Source organism: Paenibacillus sp. Soil766 (assembly GCF_001428105.1).
Lineage (GTDB): Bacteria > Bacillota > Bacilli > Paenibacillales > NBRC-103111 > Paenibacillus_E.
Map to the genome: position 1 here is coordinate 101,684 of NZ_LMSJ01000013.1, position 17,292 is coordinate 118,975.

Sequence of the window (17,292 nt, forward strand, 5' to 3'; positions counted from 1 at the left end):
CATGGCAAGCACTTCACTCTCTCTATTTCTTTAAAAAACTATCACGATATTGACCTGGCGTCGTTCCCCCCAACTTGCGGAAATAACGAATAAAATTGGCTGGCGTATTATACTTTAGCTTTTCCGCAATCTCGAAAATTTTCATATCCGTTTCTAACAGCCATTGTTTGGCCATGTTCATTCGATACTCCGATAAGTAATCACTGAAATTAACACCTGTTTCCTTGCGGAATACTTTGGTCAAATAGTTCGGGCTGTAATTCATACGGCGTGCGCATACCTTTAGTGAAAGATCGGTATCGAAGCCGGTCTCAATCATATGAATAATTTGACTAGAAATGCTTTGGTACTGCGCATCTATCTTGTTTTTTAAGTGAATGAGGAAGCTGGGGCGACACTGGCTCGCAAATCAAATGCAAAGTCATTCGAAAAAAACGCCTTCGTTGAAATGATTCAACAGAGGCGTTTGTATTGCTTCCCATTAGCGGCTTATGATTCATAGTACAAATTTCTCAAGAGCTACAGCTACACCATCATTATCATTGGATTCGGTAATGTGTTTTGCACAATTTTTTAACTCAATTATCGCGTTTCCCATAGCGATCGGAAATCCGCACCTATGGAATAGTCCTAAATCGTTAAAGTCATCCCCGAATACCATTACATTCTCTGACTTCACTCCGATATCGCTTAACACATCTTGAACAGCATCTTCCTTTGAGGCTGATTTGTGCATGATTTGAACCAATACGCCTCCATCGGTTGCGATTACGTTCACATCGTCACCAAATTGCTCGATAACATCCCCATATGTGCTGTAACCTAGAAGCAGTATTTTGTTCGGAGATAGTGAACGAATAAACGCCTTATCAACAACCTGGGGTTTAGGATCATGTGAATGGATACCGTAATGGCCATGTTGTGACTCGGGAACTGGAGTACACGTATACCATGCGTCATTGACCTCGTATGAAATTAACGATTGAGGTGCATGTAACTCAATGAAATTGTTAATCTGTTGGCTTATCTCTATTGGAATACTAATATGCCGCTGAGTTTGCTTAGACTTGCATGCTACTAGCGCACCATTGTAATAAACTAAGTAGTCTACAAAAGGAATATCCTTAACAAATTGATTAGCCGCTCTAGGCGGTCGTGCCGTGGCAACAATGATATGAATGCCAGATTCATAACATTTTTTCACAGCTTGATAATTCCTTGTGGATATGGATTTATCACTGCCGAGCAAGGTTCCATCCAAGTCCAATACAATTGCCTGTATGACTGACATGTGCATCCCCCTCAAGTAAAGGTTAAGTATTAGTTTTCCAATTATAACGCAAGACAAGCGATTTCTATAGATTCTGTTTCGGCTCATTCCGCTTCCTGAAAATTCGATGATTTGACTTAGCAAGAAGGGTCAAAATAATCTCTTACTTGTCATGCTAAAACTCATTACTTGTCATGCTAAAATGCATTACTTTTCACACGTCTGAAGTAACTGGTTGGCAACTAACCCCGATGATAAAATTAGATTCGAATCAACCACTTTAACTTGAAAAGGAGGTAAATCCATTGAAGTTTCTTCGCGGCCATAAATTTATCGCAATTCTTGCCATCGTGTTTACTCTCAGCACAGTATCAGCAGGGGCAGCAAGTGCAATGCCTAGAGAACCTCAGACTTCATCGCAATACTATCAGTGCTCGAGCTTTGGTGAGTGTTTGGAATTCGCTTGGTGGGGTTATTTTCTAAGGTAAGCGCAATGTAGTAGAACAAAGGGCTGCACAGGGCAGCCCTTTTTGATATTGAACTCTCGTTCTTACGTTCTTCAGCAATAACCGATTCACTTGTTTACTTTTAACCATTCAGAAAATGTTAAAAAAGCATCATGTTCGTTAGCGTAACAGGTATTGCTTGATGATTGGCAAATCTGGTGGACTGATTTCAGATGGAATTTCCTTTGATTCAAAGAAGTGTAACTCCATCACTTCTTCTCCATCCTTTTCTAAAGTGCCGAAATAGTCATTACATATATAAGCGGTCACAACATTATACACTTCGTCACCATGAGGATATTTGTAATAAAACTCGTTACCTGAAAACACTTCAAACAATATTAATGAGTTTGCGATTAAACCTGTTTCCTCAAATAGTTCTCTTTTAGCTACATCTGGGAGGCTCTCTCCTGGTTCTAATGAGCCGCCAGGTAACCCCCACAGACCATTGTCGGTTCTACGTTGTAATAATAAACGATTCTTATCATCGGTTAATAACACACATGCACCAGCCATGATTATGGGGTTTGTGCCGATAAGCCGTCTTAATTCCATAATATAACCCAAGATGATTGCTCCTCTGAACGTGATATAATTAAAACTCCATATTTTCCGTAAAGTTGCATTAATTTTCTTTATTAGCTGAATTTCGTGAATAGAAAATTCACTCTCTCCTAAAATCGAATTTCTCATTTGGCAAACTTAAAACATGACCATTAATTTTAACAGTTTCATCGTCAATCCATACGATATCTGCATTCTCTTCTCTATAATTCCAATAAATATTCTTTTTCTTCGAGTTTTTGTTGGAAACAAGTTCTGCTCTTACAGCATAGCCAGTCGTTGCTCCTCCACTTGAAACATACGCATTAATTGTATATTTGCCGTATGGGGAGTTTGATTGCTCAATTAATTCTCCTGTCGGGAGCCGATTCATGTCAAAGAAAGCCCAGTAAATCCCATAACAAATTAAACCAATGAACAGCAATCCAATTGAAAGCAAAAATTTAAGCACATTTTTTTTCTTTTAATTTCATAAATAATGGTCTGGTCATCGTTCGATTGCTCCATATTCCTCCACTTGTGGCTCCTCATACTTAACCAAAGTCCCCATATTTTCAGCTTCAAACTTTTTCAAAACTTCTATAATAAATTAGACGAAGTGAATTAGTGAAAAGTTTCCATAATTTAATTTTTGCTACTTAGACTATTCTACCCTACTACTCGGTAATTGAGAAAAAAGCTATCGATTCTGCCGATAGCCTTTTTCAGGTCGTGTAACATTAACTGATAAATCCCCTTGCTTTTAAGTCTTTTTTGTTTAGTAATATTCCAGTGGATATACTCCCTGATTTAAATAAACATTCCGAGTCGAACAGCAGTGAGATTAGTTGATTTATTAATTGAAATAACGTCTTATTTTCATTGTTTACATTTTATTCCATATTATTAAGCTGAACTACATCTCATTTCCAACCCGCACGTTGTAGTATCTTTTTTACAAAATCGCCTTTGGCATTCGAGTATGCGAAACGGTCATTCTGATATAGACGTGCTAGTTCCAACTTTAAATCACCATATTGTTTGGCATCCTCTGGATGAACTCTTAAATAGTCTCGAAACAGGATATGACGCTTATACTCGGTATTATCCATGGTGCAGACGTATAGGTGATGCCAGATTACATTGCTGGGTGGAATAAAAGCCTCTCGTCCAGTAACTCCTAAGTCCCCCTCATGAACGTAGCCAAGGCTGGCTAGCCCTTGAATAGCCTTCAGAACATCGGAATGTGTAGACACAACCACGTCGATATCAACAATCGGCTTCGCTGCCAAGCCTGGCACGGATGTACTGCCAACATGTTCTATTGTGACTACGAAATCGCTTAAAACAGGAATTACAAAAGCTCGTAACTGCTGAAACAATTGAACCCAACTAGGATCATAATCACGTATTATTAGACTGGCACCCATCTAACTCCTCCTGATCATGAATAGACGAGCTTGTGTGAGGAAATCAAATCATACCGAGGGAGCGGAATGAGCAATATAACATAAATTATTAAAACTTACGTTTTTGATAGGGGATACCATCGCCATCTTCACAATAAGATTTGAGACTATAAAGGAAAATAGCCCAGTTGTAGTTACAGGAGCGATAAAATGGCGTTACTTCTTTCCAGTTCATATGACGCAAAGTAATATAAGACTTCCCGTTCTTCTCTTGAATATCAAAGGAAATAATCGTTCCAATCCATTCTGGATCTGAATCTATACACTGCCAAACGACTTTTTTATTAGTGATCAATTCCTCTATTCTCATCTTAGTTATATCATTGCTGCCGAATCGAAATTCATTAATAAAGCCAATCTGATTATTTATAATGAGTTCATTGGTCCATATTTCCGACAGTCCCTCAGTGGTGGTTAAAGTTTCATACACCTTCGACGCTGGAACATGTACGGTTTGCAAGTGCTCGATATTTGCCATGTCTTACTCCTTTCTAACTGCAATAATTTTTATGTTTGATCTTTATGATAAGCCCCCGACCCTATAAATGGAAACCAATACGTTAGCTTGTTAGAAAAACTTTCCCACTTCTCGGTTTAGCAGACTCTACAACACTAACAGCGTCTCTTACATTTAACAAATCGCAAAAAAGAATCTGTCTCCATGCATTTTAATTTTTTGTCATTTAATAATTTTATCAAACAACTGAATGTCTCTTGCCAAGAGCCACAGGCATTGACTAACAATATATTATTTGGTCATTATGTATCATAATTAACTCTCCTTCGGTAGCATATTACAATCACTCACCCGAGCATTAACCAATTGAAAGCGTCCATCAGCAAATACATATTTGCCATTGGAATAGAAGACAATTAGCGGTGGATAGTCCTAATCACCATATGCCCTCTTCATTACTCAACGACATGGAAAAACATATCATTCTCTTTAGAAAGATACGAGGGAGCTCCTTCTTCAAAATCAGGTTACATTTAGGATAATGTCCTTTAGTTCAATCAGAGTCTTGATTCGATAGCTGGCCTGTGAGAAGTCATGTGTTTTTGTGAAGTCGTTATGGATAATAGCACAATCGATACCAGCCGCCACGGCTGAGTTCAACCCTCTGTTTGAATCCTCTACAACCAGGGTCTTTTCTTTGGTAGCTCCGAAGCGCTGTAGGCCGGCCAAGTATGGTTCTGGGTGCGGCTTGGTGCGCTCGTAGTCTTCGCGAACAAGGACGAATTCCATGAATTGTTTAATCTGGCGCTTTTCATGAATAAGGTGAAAATCCGCACGTTTTGCAGTCGTCACGATGGCCATGCGGACGTACTTTGACAGTTCGGCTAGAGTTTCAACTACGCCTTCAATCTCTATGGATTCTGTTCTTAGATATTCCTGATAATAGATGTTGCGAACCTCACGCTGCTTGCTGATGGTCTGCTCATCAATACCTGCCGCCTTGGCTTGTGACCAAGTGCCCAATGTCCGGGTCATGTCGCGGAGGTATTGATCTTTATCCAAGGTAAATCCAATGTCAGCCAGGGCACGTTCTCCCGCTTTGTAATACCAGAATTCAGTATCAACCAGAACACCATCATGATCGAAGAGTATGTACTTTTTCATTGTTTGGTTCTCCCTAGTCAGCAGTTTTTTAGCTCTTACTTTCATACGTGAAATAGATGTAATAAGTTGCCATTTCATTGGTGGCGTTATTAAACAAAACTGCCTGTTAAACTGAGAAAAAGAAGTTGAATCACTAGCCAGATGCCGTCTTAATACACCCGTCGGGAATGGAATCAAGTTCTTGTCATTGGCTCGTGACAAGGACTTGATCCCATAAAATAAAAAAGCTACGATTTACGCGGCGATTAATGAGATAATATTCTTGTAACCCGACACCGGCTATCTGAATTTCATCTCTCATTCCCATTGCGCGCGCAGTGGCATTATCGTGTGCCGGCAGCCTTCATGGTTTGCAACAAGAATGAAAAATAGACCTGCAAAGGGTTTAATCAAATGTTTTATTGATCTTATTGAAAGCATTAATTAATTCATCGAGTTCCATCGAACAATGAAGACATCTAGGGTCTGAAAGACCATATATTCTAGCGTATTGATTTAATTGTTGCCGTTTCTCGTAAATGGCCTGATCGATTGCTGAAAGGTTGTCCACAGCTTGTTCATGCAGAGCCTTTGATAGCTCCCGCTTCAAAGGAATCTTTCCCATGGATTTGCATTTCATTTGATATACACTCCTTCTCAACTTGTTTAACGATGAGTGAGAAGAAGGTATAGCGAGGCGGTTGAGCTGGTGGCGGCTTCGACCACTGATTCGAACTAAAAAGCCGGGAGTGTTCATAATTTTGGTTCTTTATTTTCGGCGGAGGCAGATGAATATCAGGAAAAAGAAAACCCAGACTTCCAAAGGACGCACTGCTTCCAGTTACGAATGATCCGCCCCCTCCAGTTGAAACGTTTCCTGTATAAAGAGTCAAAAGGGCGGAAAACCATGTACTCGCGGGACCCGTACGAATCGGAGTTGCTTCCGATGTTCTTGTCTGTTTCTTCGCTGCCATCTGTGGCTCGATCAGAGCATTCACTTCCGTCGAAAGGGGCAATGATAATCCGAGCTTCAACATCGGTAAGACCGTGGGAGGATCAGGATCTATGATAGTGGAACACGGGAATGATTTGCTTTCCGAGCCGCCTTTCCACTGAACCGCTGCTGGAGCTAACTTGACCTGTTCTTCGGATACATTACTGTTCACTGGAAACGGTCTTTCGGTAGTACTTTCATTCCCACTCGAATTGAAGTGCAGTTTCTGGGCTCCGTCAGTTCCGATAAGCGGTTCTTTCTTTCCTACGTCAACCTCAGCCTTTCCTCCCTCGATCAGAGGGAGATTCGACTGGCTCGTACTCGGCACTGGGATATCCGTCACAGTCACAGTCACTTTCACTTGAACGGTCGGGGTAACCACCTCGATTTGGGGTGCTGTTATCGGCGTCAATGGAACTTCAGCCTGAATCGCAGGCGTCTTTATTTGAATGATTGACGTGACGACTTTCGCGGAAGGCAAGTTTACCGACACCAACGGTATCTGATCAGTGGATATTTCAACCTTCGCTGATGGAACTTCCAAATTAACCAAAGGCGTTTCAACTGAAATGGAAGGCGTTATCACCTGAATATCGGGAAGCAGACCGTGTCCGGAAGTTTTCTCCGCAGACGGAGTCGAAACAGGTGGCAAAGATGCACGCGAATCTTTCACCTGGTCAATGGAAGGTTGAGTCGTCTTTTCGATATCTGACAGAATATTGGATAAAACTGGAATATTTGATGCCGCTGGCGTCAAATTTATTTCACCGATAACCGCACTCAGTGAATTTTCAGACCCGGAGTCTTCACTAACATGCTTGCCTGAATAGACTGGGTCCCCCGTTTGGATCTTCAGCGACTCCAATAGAGTGGCCTCTGCGATGTGGGAATACGCATACTGCTGTATAAATGCTAGAACGAATACGATGCACAAACACCTAAGCCAGATCGTTCCTTTTGCTCCTGAATGCTTTGTAAACATACTGTTTCTCACCTCCTTTCTCGGCCAAATCAAGTGGGGATACGTATTCCTAACATCTTCCACGAGATAACCTTTTCAGATCTATTGACACTCGAAATCGGACTTTTGTTACAGACATGCAAATAAAACTCCTAACAAACGTTTCTTCGAATTCCCCTCGGGTAGACCAAGGAGCGTACACAACGTCGGCGTGATTTTAAAATTGATTTTAATTTGGTTTCCATGAGTGTATTACTTTATTGTTATGCCTTAATAAAGCCGAGCGAGCTATTCCCTTCCCACTTAACTCTCCAAGAAGTTAGTAGTAATCTTCTTGAAGATTTAAAAAATTATCGTTTTTTGAATACTCTTTACTGTAACCATAACACCTAAGATAACCAATATATTCACCTTTCCTTGAATCATCCCAATCTCCAATTAATGGTCTCCTCCATAATTCACCTTTCGTAGATGAAAGAATACTGCTTCCTTGGGAATGTTCACCTGCTGTAAATTCTTTGAGCCCATTCTCCTTAGTATTAATTTACATACGTCCACAAGTGAAACACTGGTAGATTGTTCTTTGTAATTCACCAATAAGATATCTAATACTCATTATGGCTCGCTCTTTATCTTTTGCTTTTTGTCCTGATTTTTCTATTGCGTTATCTACTCCTTCTAAGAAGTCGAAAAAATCTTGATCTGAAATGATGTATCCTTTATTTGAATGAAAATCCGTTTGATCTACAATGATATCTCCACATCTACATCTAATCTTCATCTATTTCACTCCAAAAAAAGTATACGTATAATGACATATTTATGAATCTCGCAAATTTTCCATATTGAGGTATTCGTGAAACACTTTAACTATCCTGCCCGTTGAGAAATGGCAGTCGATACATTGGCCAACAAAATACCTCAGACCTGATCCCATAAAAAAAAAGCCGCGATTTACGCGGCAATTAATGAGATAATTTTCGTACCAATCATTTCATTAAGCACGAAATGCTCATCAATGAAATGATTGAAAATCTGATCCATGTACGCCAGCATGTTGGCTTTTAACTCTTCCACATGCACTCCACGCAGCACTTCTTCGCCTCTAACAGCTCCTGGGTCACATTCAAAAGTATCATAGGAATCCCGTAGTGACCCGTTATTCGAGTAATTACATCTTATCGTGAACTCGGTAGGTTCTGATTTAAAATTGACCGCTTCATTAATTTTACAAAGTAGGTGATCCCCCACCATCTAAGGATGAAGTTCATAGGTGGGGTGCTTCGTCAATATCCGATTAAAAAAATAACAACATATCAAAATAACGATATCAGATAACGCAAATAATAATAAATCCCAAAAATGTTTATATGTGAACATATGTAGATGAATCAAGTGTTTATAAAATACCCACATCAATATTGGAACCAACACCATTATTGACCAGTGCAACTTGTAAAAACAAACAAGAGCAAATATAGCTCCCCGTATTAACATGAAAATAATGATAACAGTCACGGTAGCTCTCGTAGGATTATTAAACCATGCGACGGCGAAATGATAATGATTGGAAAAGAGTGGAATTGCAATTAGGTCTCCATAAATAATGTAGTTCAAACAAAATAACGTAAACCACCGAATAAAACGCGAGGAATTTTGCAACAGCACCGTATGCCACCTCTTAGATATCCAAAAATAAATGAGTAATCCAACGGCTGTATAACCCGGATGCCACCAATTTAACTTATAGACCCCCAGCGCTAAAAATAAGTATTCAATGCCTACAAACATAGCGATAAAAGCCAGGATCCAACGATATCTGAGATTAAAAGCAGCGATAAACAATGCTACCGATGACACGTAATATACCTGAGACAGATATGTCCCTAATATCAAATCGTAGTAGGGGTCTTCCAATATTTTGGGATAATATTCGTAGCTTTGAAACCAAATGCATATCACATTTTCCAAATAACCAGCAATTGCACCCAAACCAAAAAATAACGCTAGAAGCTTTAGGTCTTTTTTTCTCCAAAAAACATAAACGACAAGAATAATACTCAAGCCAGCTAATATGAGAAACCAGATGGCATTCCCCATGAGTATCGGTACTCTTAGTTGAAGCGTTTGTGAGCGCATCACATATTCCTCCTTGAAAAAATAATCCTCCAAGAATAATAGTATTTTTTAAAGCAATATTAAAAATAGGAAAAGTTTCCATTCTATTGTTACCCTCTTTACCACTATTTATGATTCACCCACCGTCTTACAGATTCATCACGAAAGACCCATAGCTACTTAATTTAAGCAAAATAGTGAGAGGAGTTACTATGCCCTCCTCACTAATTTTCGCAACTATTATGTACGGTATAGAGAAAAATCCCCTCCAAGCTGCACTCAACTCCTTATGGTGCCATAAGGTTTTTGAGTGTTTACTTAAAGGGGATATTACCATTTCTCCGATTAATCCTGCTTTTTTCGTTAATACTGGAGCAATGCAACCAAGGAAATGATGTCCGCGGTCCATCTAACTGAATTTACTGAATCATAACTTCCTCGGTACTCTTTGAATTTGGGATATATCGGCGACTGCCCATTTAACCGAAAAAGGGCGTTACTTCACTTTACTGCAAGCACTTTTGCATCCGTAATCAGAATTTCCCCTTCATCATAGAACACCTTCATCTTCAACCCCTCGCTGACGAAGCGCACAGGCACCAGGGTGAAGCCGTTCCGAATGATGGCCGGTGTATCCAACATAACCTGCTTACCGTTCACATAAGCCTGACTCTGATCAATAACTAGTTCGACCTTCGTGTCTCCTTTGGTCAGCGTGACGAGATTCTTATCACCATTCCAGTCCACCTTCGCGCCAAGTGCTTCGCCAATGAAGCGGATTGGCACCATGGTGCGGCCCTCGAGCGTGAACGGCGCCACGTCAAGTGTATGCTGCTCCTCATCGACGAAGGCCGTAATCGCATCGAGCGTTAGCACAATGCTTTTGAACCCAAGCGGATTGACATTGACATAGTTAGATGCTGGATCGCCGAACTTCACCGGTTTAGAGATAACCGTGCCGTAAGTCGTCTCCACCTCAATGACGTAGTGTTGGCCATTCTTGATCGACCCGTTGTTGTTCGCGTATAAGTCGAAGACTCCGCTCCCTTGGAACGTGCCGACCGGCTCTTTTACATCGTTTTTGAACCCAGGGGTAATGACTGTATCTCCTTTCGCAATGCCGAGCAGCCAACCAACACCAGCCCGATTCGTACGCCAAATCCCAGGAGCTTCATTCCCCTTCTCGTCGGTAGCGCGAAGAATAACGGCCACCACCTCCGTCTTCTGGGCAAAATTCAACTTCAACCGGAAATGGCCGTCTGTTGTCCCATCCTTGCCGAATACAGCGATACCTGTATGGTCGGATGTCAAATCCAGCCAGCTGAACTCGCGAATCGCCACAGGCGCATAGGAGGTTTCGTTCTCAGCATAGGGGGTGATCGGCGTCCGCATTATACCGCTGCTTGTCACCATTTCCAAATAATAATACACACCAGGCTTCATCCCATTATTATCGGATGCGTACAACTCGAACTCGACGATGCCTTGGAATGTGCCCAGCTTCGCCTGGAACGTTTCGTTTATCGACTTGCCGTCCTGCACAACAGCCAGCAGCGTGCCTATATCGCCAGCTTCGGACTTCCATGTTTTCCAGATGCCTTGGCTCGTCTCATTTCCCTTGCTGTCGGCGGTTCTCAGTGTGATCGATTGAATATCCAGGCCTTCCCCCGCATCCATCAGCAGACGAAGATGACCGTCACGTGTGCCGTCCGGAGTCGACGCCGACACTTGGGAAATACGGTCCAGTTCCTTGTCAAGATAGACAAATTCCTTGATCTGAGAACCAGTTTCAATAGCCTTATCGGCTGCGAAAGCACCACTTCCCATTGTCATACTACTCATCAATAACGAGCAAGTTATCGCTAGCTTCAATTTATTGCTTATCATCGTACTCTCTCCTAACATTATCATAATGAGAACTGCAAGCCGCAACTCCTTGCATCACGTCTTATGTTAGTATAATGCCTGCCACTTCCCAAAGGATAGGGAACCACTCGGGAAATAACCATGAACCGATTCGGGAAAGAGTAGCTTCAGTGACCATTTAAATTCGAATGTTCGGAACTGAGCAGAGTGCAGCCCTTTTCATTTATTAAACTATAAAAGTAACGTTGTTACGTCCCTTAATCCAAAATCCTCAACCCACAGTCTTATTACTTCTTTTAATTCTAAATTTGCAAAACTTAATTTTTAAATATCTGGTAATATGTACTCTTGGTAAAATATTGATATAATTTTAATATCACATAGTTAGGAGAACTCAACATGCCATCATACAACCATAACCAACTAGCAGCAGTTTTTAATAAGCTCCGATCTAAAAAAGGCGTGACGATCGGCCAAATCTCAAGTAAAACTGGCATTTCCTATGAAATCTTATCCCGCTTGGAGAAGGGAAAAGAACAGCTAATCGCTCAGAGCACCGTAATTCTTCTAGCACAATATTTCAGCGTACCGATTGAAGAACTGGTTGGCTTCTCCCCTGTTGAGCGATATCTGGTTTCTGACGGAAGAAAAATCGATTTATCCGATTACTCGGAATCGGAGTTGGCAGAGATTGAAAACTTTATGATCTTTTTGAGGTGGCGAAGATCGGAGGAAAAAAAAGAGAAAGAGTTTGTTGATGAGAAAAGGAGTCAAATCAAGATGCAGAATCAAAATGGCAAGTCCATAGAAGAATTAGCAGCAAGGTTGGACCGATATTTGGGTCCAAACGGGATATTCAGACGTTGATCAGTGTTGCATGGCGTCCAGTCTAAATGCCAAGAATGCGATTCTGCGTTCTTCTAATTTGTTTTTTTGTTTCTAAAAATATTTGTAACAAAACATATTAGAAAATTCGTCATGTAAAGCAGTAAAAAAACTGCAAACACCAAGTTCTCTCTTGAATGATTGCAGTCTTTTTATTCACATTGGTGGATACACCAACTTTATTTAATATCTGATCAGTATGGGTTTGACTTATACTGTAAATCAATTTCTGCCAATCCAACACCCTCTTGCATAATTCAACTTAATTTCTTAATTAGTTTCTCCACGCGTTTTCGTTTGGTGTCTTTTTCAATATCCTCGAGTCGTGAGATAAGTGTCTTAATGAAAACCTCTTTGTTTTTATCGTTAACGATGGATATTGCATTCTCGGCATACATTGGGAGTTGATTTGTCGGACAGCTCTTAAGCAGTTCAAGGAGCAAGGTAAATGCATGATCGGCATAATGTTGGATAGAACAAAGCTTAATCAGGATATTCACTCCGTGATCTTTAGTGATAACCGATCCTTTGTTGGCAATATCAACAATTTTGGCAAGTGCTGCATAAATGGCTTCTGGAATTTCCATAGTTATTGCATCTAGCGCTGTCATAGCGCCCCAGACAAGTCGATTATTACCATGACTAAGTAATGCTACGAACTCTTTGCTGTATTCAGCAACTAATGACGGTTTTAGATCTCCGATTTCATAGAGAACTTTTATGCAATCACTTTGAATGTTCTTGTCACTGTTGTACAAGTTATCAACAAGTTCCTTCACTGCTCCCCTATCATCTCGGTCGGCAATATATTTCGCCAGTGCCTGGTTAGGACCTTCGTCTTTTCGATTGAGTGAGCTTGCTAATTTGTCGATTATGGTCATTGTTATTCTCCTCTAATGTCATTAGTAACTTAATTTACAAGATGAGAAGCTATATTATTTCTGCTCTCGTTTCTTGAGGCTGACGGCGCTTCATGTTGGCTATCGCGACACCAGTTAGAATCAGAATCCCTCCAGCTATTTGAGCGGGTCTAATTGGATCGCCTAGGAGGAAGTAGCTTACGATAATTGCGATGAACGGTGGGATGTTCATAAACATTGAGCTCGTGGATGGCCCGACGACGGCGATGCCTTGGTTCCACCAAAATCCCGCCAAACCTTGACCAATAACTGCCACACTAATGAGTAACAACCAGGTCAGCACTTGGTGGCTCCATTGAAAATGCCCTTGAAAGGCTTCGACGGCCACGGCTGGAGACATAAGAATCGTCCCGATGACTGTTGAATAAATCGTCACCTCATACGAGGTCATACCGTTTGTTAGCTTGCGAATAAATAGCAAGCTGATTGACATACCCAGCATCGCCAGCAACAAATATACATCTCCCTTAGACATGCCGAGCGTTTTCCCTCCATACAGCACAATCAAGACGACCCCAAGTAGAGCAACAATGGATCCCGTAAACTTCAGCCACGTGATTTCTTCTTTAAGAAACATACGCGACAACAGCGTCGTTGCAATCGGGGATAGCGCAATAATGAGCGCGGCGTTGCCCGCTGTCGAATACTTTAGTCCAGTAAAATAGAACAGCTGGTTGATTAATGTACCAAAAATTCCCGCGAACAGCAGCAGTACCCACTCCCGGGAGGTTGGGCGTCTCATCGATTTGTTGACGGCTGCTACGGAAATTAAGAACAGCGACATGACAACTAATCGTGCGAATGATAGAAGAATGGGTGAGAATTCCCGCAGCAAATAGGCGCTGGCTACGTAGTTACAGCCCCAAAGCAGCGACACTCCCCAAAGTTTCCATAGAACAGTACGGTCTGGCATCTCTAAGAAGTCTCCTTAAGTTCCATATAATATCTACCTGTGCTAAAGCTCGTCATTGCGAATGCCTCGGGCGACAATTCCCCTCAACAAACGTTCCCGTTATCTTAGTCTACCACTGTAAATGCCCTTTTCTCATTTTTGCTATGTACACTATTTGTCCTGTGTGACCAGGCAAATGTCTAAATTGATGCAGAAAAATTTCAAGGACAGTAGCTTGATTATCAACGCCGCTATTTGCTAGTTGTGGTTGTTCAAATAACATTTCAGGTTTTACTTTCACCGTTTCTAGAACCTCGATTATAAGGTCAAAGGATTTAGCAATAAGCTCTATAGCTTGCCTTTTCGATAATTGGAGACCACGTTCAAATTCCTTCTCTCTATCTCTTGTATCTGGAATGCTATAGAATACAGTTTCAATTCGTTGATGAACTGTTCCCCATATATGAGCAACTAAGTTTGCAATGCTATTACTTTCTGGTGTGGGTGCCCATACAATATCTTCGTCCGATAATTGCTCAATTACTTGAAGTGTCCCGTTTTTCTCTGAATTATATTTCTTCAAGAGAAATTCAATCAGTAATGGTGCACTTTCCATTTAACTAACAACTCCTTGAACTGGCTACATTTCGTTCTTCTTTGGTATGTCATCGAACTATCTTGTCCCGATAGCTGAATGGTGTTACCGCATTGCCAACCGAAAATCTTTTATTCAATATTCTTTATCTCTCCCGTTTCCGATTTGTCTACACAAAGCCTGCTTAAATAGCTGGTGCCGGCAGTCTTTATATGTTATGATATCGTATTGCATTAGCTTATTCTAGGTTTAAGCTTGTATGAATTTCGAAACGGTACAAATAAGCAGATAAACAGTTTTTTAGTCATACATTCCACCTTCGTATTGAATACATAGAACTTATAAGAAGCCCACTGAGAACTCCTAAGTAGTTCGACATTGAACTACCATTTTTGCGTTAGTTTAAACTTAAGGCCATCCTTTGTGGGATGGCCATTTCTTTGTAGATAACATGAATTTACTGGACAAAAGTTCGTCGTAGATATCTACGACGACTTCTTACGAATAGGGTATAGTATTTTAAAGTTAAATGTTTCGATTTCAGAATAAGGGACTGTGAGTGCGTTAAACGGTTCAAGCGGAACTGTCTCCATCCCGAGTACGTCTTGACGCCGATCAATCTCATAATAAGGTGACTGCTCGAGCCATGTAAATATCGCATCATATACTCGCCACATATGGGCCTCATTCCCGTAGACTTGGGCGCTCACACAAAGCCCTCCTTTTACCTCTAAAGTCTCGATGCCATCTGGTACATCCCCAAACTCACGAACCGCCAATCCGACCCAAAGCGTATCGACTTTCTTGATCCATTGCTCCTGTGGAATGAATACATACGCTGAAGGCCCGTCCATAAGTCGCGTATCATTAAGTTGGACCTGCGCGGTAAGATGGCTCCAGGCAACCCGCGTCCCGCTTTTGTCGGGTGTCATTCCCGTTCTTACTGCCATTGTCTTGAAAGGCGCCACTTCAACCAAATTAATCGCTATTGTTTCTTGCAATAATACCCTCTCCACTCCCACATGATTCATGTATAACTAAGTTGTCGACATCTTGTTAATATCATTCGATACTTTCCATAAAATTCCTTTTAATTAAAACTACATTATCACTGTTCTACAGCAGTTACCATGTTTGATATTTGTTCTAAATGGGACAATTGCAGCAAAAGTTCTCGGATTATGGCAACTGCCGCGGCTAACTGCTCCCTGTTTTTTGAACTCTCTTTCACCATTATTGAATGAGCGAACTTTTGAGCTCTATTAAGAAAAAGTGCTTGTGTGGGTTCACACAAGCACTTTTTCTATATTTAACGGACGAAGCGCATGGCTTTCGTCCACATGCAGGAAGGCGTCGTACCGCCGAGCCATCACTGAGGGAACGTAGTTCCCTCGCTCAGAAGTGGGGCGGTACACGACACCGATGGCACGGTGCCCCAGCACCTCATGCCCGAGTAACGGATCCTCCTTGTTAAGCAGGAGGATCTGATCATACGCGCCAGCGCGATGCATGAGCTCTTCCCAGCTGCCCTGTTGTGCAGCGGGCACTTGCATTATCGACATCGGCGCGCCCCAAGATTTCGCGGCAATGACGGTGCCGCGGTAAGTGCCGAAGCCGATGGCACACACATCGGCTTCGCCGTGCGCTTCGCGCACAAGCTGGCCGACGTTGATCATGCCGTCGGTCAGCATATCGGTTGCACGCGCATCGCCAATGTGCGTGTTATGCTCCCAGACGATAACTTTGGCTTCTGAGCCGTGGTGGAGGGTGAGGCGGCGCAGTGCCTCGACCATGTGTCGGTCGCGGACGTTCCACGATTCCGCGTCATGCTTGACCATAGTGCTGTAATAATCCTCCGCGTTTACGGCAACAAGTGCGTTTATTTCTGCACTAAGGGCGGCTTCGCTGTCTTCATCGTACCGCACTCGTTTCACGTGAAGCTCCTTCAGCAACTTCACGACATCGTCCTTACAGCTCTCGCCATAGAAAGCTGCAGAAACACCGTAATTTTGCCCCTCTTTATCATAGGAATCGAAACACTCAAAGGCTTTACGGGCTAAAGCTAACTGCTCAGGTGTCCCTTTTTCCTGCAGGTATCGTTCGATTTCTTCCATGGATTCCCATAAACTATAAACGTCAAGTCCATAAAAACCGACGCGCTGCGCCATCGGTTTGTCTTCATTATGCTTTTTTAACCAATCCATTAATTCCCCAACTTCTTCATTTGCCCACATCCACGTTGGCCAGCGATTAAACCCTTCCATCACAGTACGGGCGTCTGGCTTTGCATCCTTGTACTGCTTCACATACCGGTTAACCTCATAGCAGGAAGGCCAATCCCCTTCAACTGCTATGAAGGAAAACCCCTTCGTTTCAATCAATTTACGGCTCAATTCCATGCGTAGTTTATAAAATTCAGAAGTACCATGCGTTGCCTCACCAAGTAAAACATACTTCTTATCGCCAATCGCTTCGATTAATACATCCAAATCATCTGTACTGTTCAAAGACACAGCCTGTTTTCTGATCTGTTCTACGATGAGTTCATCCATATTCATTTGAGTTACTCCTATTCATAATGAGTTTTCTTAAGTAGTATGCACAAAAACACGATGAAAAAGCGCTTCACTTAAGATACATAACGAAGATTATCATCCACCACTACGCCTCCTT

The 17,292-nt window shown here is 41.8% G+C and carries 19 protein-coding genes; 1 reads left to right on the forward strand and 18 read right to left on the reverse strand.

Translation table 11 applies throughout. The annotated features are described in order from the left end of the window. Window positions 1-22: 22 nt before the first annotated feature. From ASG89_RS11950 to ASG89_RS12015, 13 genes are all read right to left on the reverse strand, one after another. Entirely contained in the window at window positions 23-319 is a 297-nt protein-coding gene (locus tag ASG89_RS11950; protein WP_082593024.1) for a helix-turn-helix domain-containing protein, read from the reverse strand. A gap of 177 nt (window positions 320-496) precedes the next feature. Further along, a complete protein-coding gene (locus tag ASG89_RS11955) occupies window positions 497-1,291 on the reverse strand; it encodes a Cof-type HAD-IIB family hydrolase (protein ID WP_057310905.1) in 795 nt (264 codons plus the stop codon). A 605-nt stretch (window positions 1,292-1,896) separates the two neighbouring features. Beyond that, window positions 1,897-2,343 carry an NUDIX hydrolase gene (locus tag ASG89_RS11965; RefSeq protein WP_057310908.1) on the reverse strand — a complete coding sequence of 149 codons (447 nt, stop codon included), beginning with the start codon at window positions 2,341-2,343 and terminating at the stop codon, window positions 1,897-1,899. Between the two features lie 97 nt (window positions 2,344-2,440). After that, a complete protein-coding gene (locus ASG89_RS11970; RefSeq protein ID WP_235549727.1) occupies window positions 2,441-2,779 on the reverse strand; it encodes a DUF5412 domain-containing protein in 339 nt (112 codons plus the stop codon). A gap of 463 nt (window positions 2,780-3,242) precedes the next feature. Further along, on the reverse strand, window positions 3,243-3,749 hold the full coding sequence (locus ASG89_RS11975) for a GrpB family protein (protein ID WP_057310912.1): 507 nt from the start codon (window positions 3,747-3,749) through the stop codon (window positions 3,243-3,245). A gap of 88 nt (window positions 3,750-3,837) precedes the next feature. Continuing rightward, window positions 3,838-4,266, reverse strand: coding sequence for an SRPBCC family protein (locus tag ASG89_RS11980; protein WP_057310914.1), 429 nt, complete (start codon window positions 4,264-4,266; stop codon window positions 3,838-3,840). Window positions 4,267-4,767: 501 nt separating this feature from the next. Next, the gene (locus ASG89_RS11985; protein WP_235549728.1) at window positions 4,768-5,454 is read right to left on the reverse strand and encodes an HAD family hydrolase; all 687 of its coding nucleotides are present in this window, start codon (window positions 5,452-5,454) and stop codon (window positions 4,768-4,770) included. A gap of 340 nt (window positions 5,455-5,794) precedes the next feature. Continuing rightward, entirely contained in the window at window positions 5,795-6,028 is a 234-nt protein-coding gene (locus ASG89_RS38205; protein ID WP_321166494.1) for an aspartyl-phosphate phosphatase Spo0E family protein, read from the reverse strand. After that, entirely contained in the window at window positions 5,967-7,364 is a 1,398-nt protein-coding gene (locus ASG89_RS36315) for a hypothetical protein (protein WP_057310917.1), read from the reverse strand. Before ASG89_RS36315 ends, ASG89_RS38205 begins: the two co-directional genes overlap by 62 nt. Window positions 7,365-7,887: 523 nt before the next feature. Beyond that, window positions 7,888-8,124: a hypothetical protein gene (locus ASG89_RS11995; RefSeq protein WP_057310918.1), complete on the reverse strand. Its 237-nt coding sequence runs from the start codon at window positions 8,122-8,124 to the stop codon at window positions 7,888-7,890. Window positions 8,125-8,297: 173 nt separating this feature from the next. Beyond that, window positions 8,298-8,438, reverse strand: a complete 141-nt coding sequence (locus ASG89_RS36320) for a hypothetical protein (protein WP_157276619.1) — start codon at window positions 8,436-8,438, stop codon at window positions 8,298-8,300. 159 nt (window positions 8,439-8,597) lie between these two features. Continuing rightward, the gene (locus ASG89_RS12005) at window positions 8,598-9,482 is read right to left on the reverse strand and encodes a hypothetical protein (protein ID WP_057310921.1); all 885 of its coding nucleotides are present in this window, start codon (window positions 9,480-9,482) and stop codon (window positions 8,598-8,600) included. A 480-nt stretch (window positions 9,483-9,962) separates the two neighbouring features. Beyond that, window positions 9,963-11,348 (reverse strand): copper amine oxidase N-terminal domain-containing protein, encoded by a 1,386-nt coding sequence (locus ASG89_RS12015; protein ID WP_235549729.1) that lies wholly within the window; start codon window positions 11,346-11,348, stop codon window positions 9,963-9,965. Window positions 11,349-11,726: 378 nt separating this feature from the next. Here ASG89_RS12015 and ASG89_RS12020 point away from each other — a divergent pair, with 378 nt between their 5' ends. Next, window positions 11,727-12,194: a helix-turn-helix domain-containing protein gene (locus ASG89_RS12020; RefSeq protein WP_057310926.1), complete on the forward strand. Its 468-nt coding sequence runs from the start codon at window positions 11,727-11,729 to the stop codon at window positions 12,192-12,194. A 275-nt stretch (window positions 12,195-12,469) separates the two neighbouring features. On the opposite strand, the gene ASG89_RS12025 is transcribed toward ASG89_RS12020, so the two are convergent. The 5 genes from ASG89_RS12025 to ASG89_RS12045 form a co-directional block, all read right to left on the reverse strand. Next, the gene (locus ASG89_RS12025; protein ID WP_057310928.1) at window positions 12,470-13,093 is read right to left on the reverse strand and encodes a hypothetical protein; all 624 of its coding nucleotides are present in this window, start codon (window positions 13,091-13,093) and stop codon (window positions 12,470-12,472) included. A 49-nt stretch (window positions 13,094-13,142) separates the two neighbouring features. After that, window positions 13,143-14,045 (reverse strand): DMT family transporter, encoded by a 903-nt coding sequence (locus ASG89_RS12030; protein WP_057310930.1) that lies wholly within the window; start codon window positions 14,043-14,045, stop codon window positions 13,143-13,145. 109 nt (window positions 14,046-14,154) lie between these two features. Then, entirely contained in the window at window positions 14,155-14,640 is a 486-nt protein-coding gene (locus tag ASG89_RS12035) for a DinB family protein (RefSeq protein ID WP_057310932.1), read from the reverse strand. A 464-nt stretch (window positions 14,641-15,104) separates the two neighbouring features. Next, window positions 15,105-15,620 (reverse strand): GyrI-like domain-containing protein, encoded by a 516-nt coding sequence (locus ASG89_RS12040; RefSeq protein ID WP_057310934.1) that lies wholly within the window; start codon window positions 15,618-15,620, stop codon window positions 15,105-15,107. 285 nt (window positions 15,621-15,905) lie between these two features. Then, window positions 15,906-17,177, reverse strand: coding sequence for an erythromycin esterase family protein (locus tag ASG89_RS12045; RefSeq protein ID WP_057310936.1), 1,272 nt, complete (start codon window positions 17,175-17,177; stop codon window positions 15,906-15,908). Window positions 17,178-17,292 lie beyond the last annotated feature (115 nt).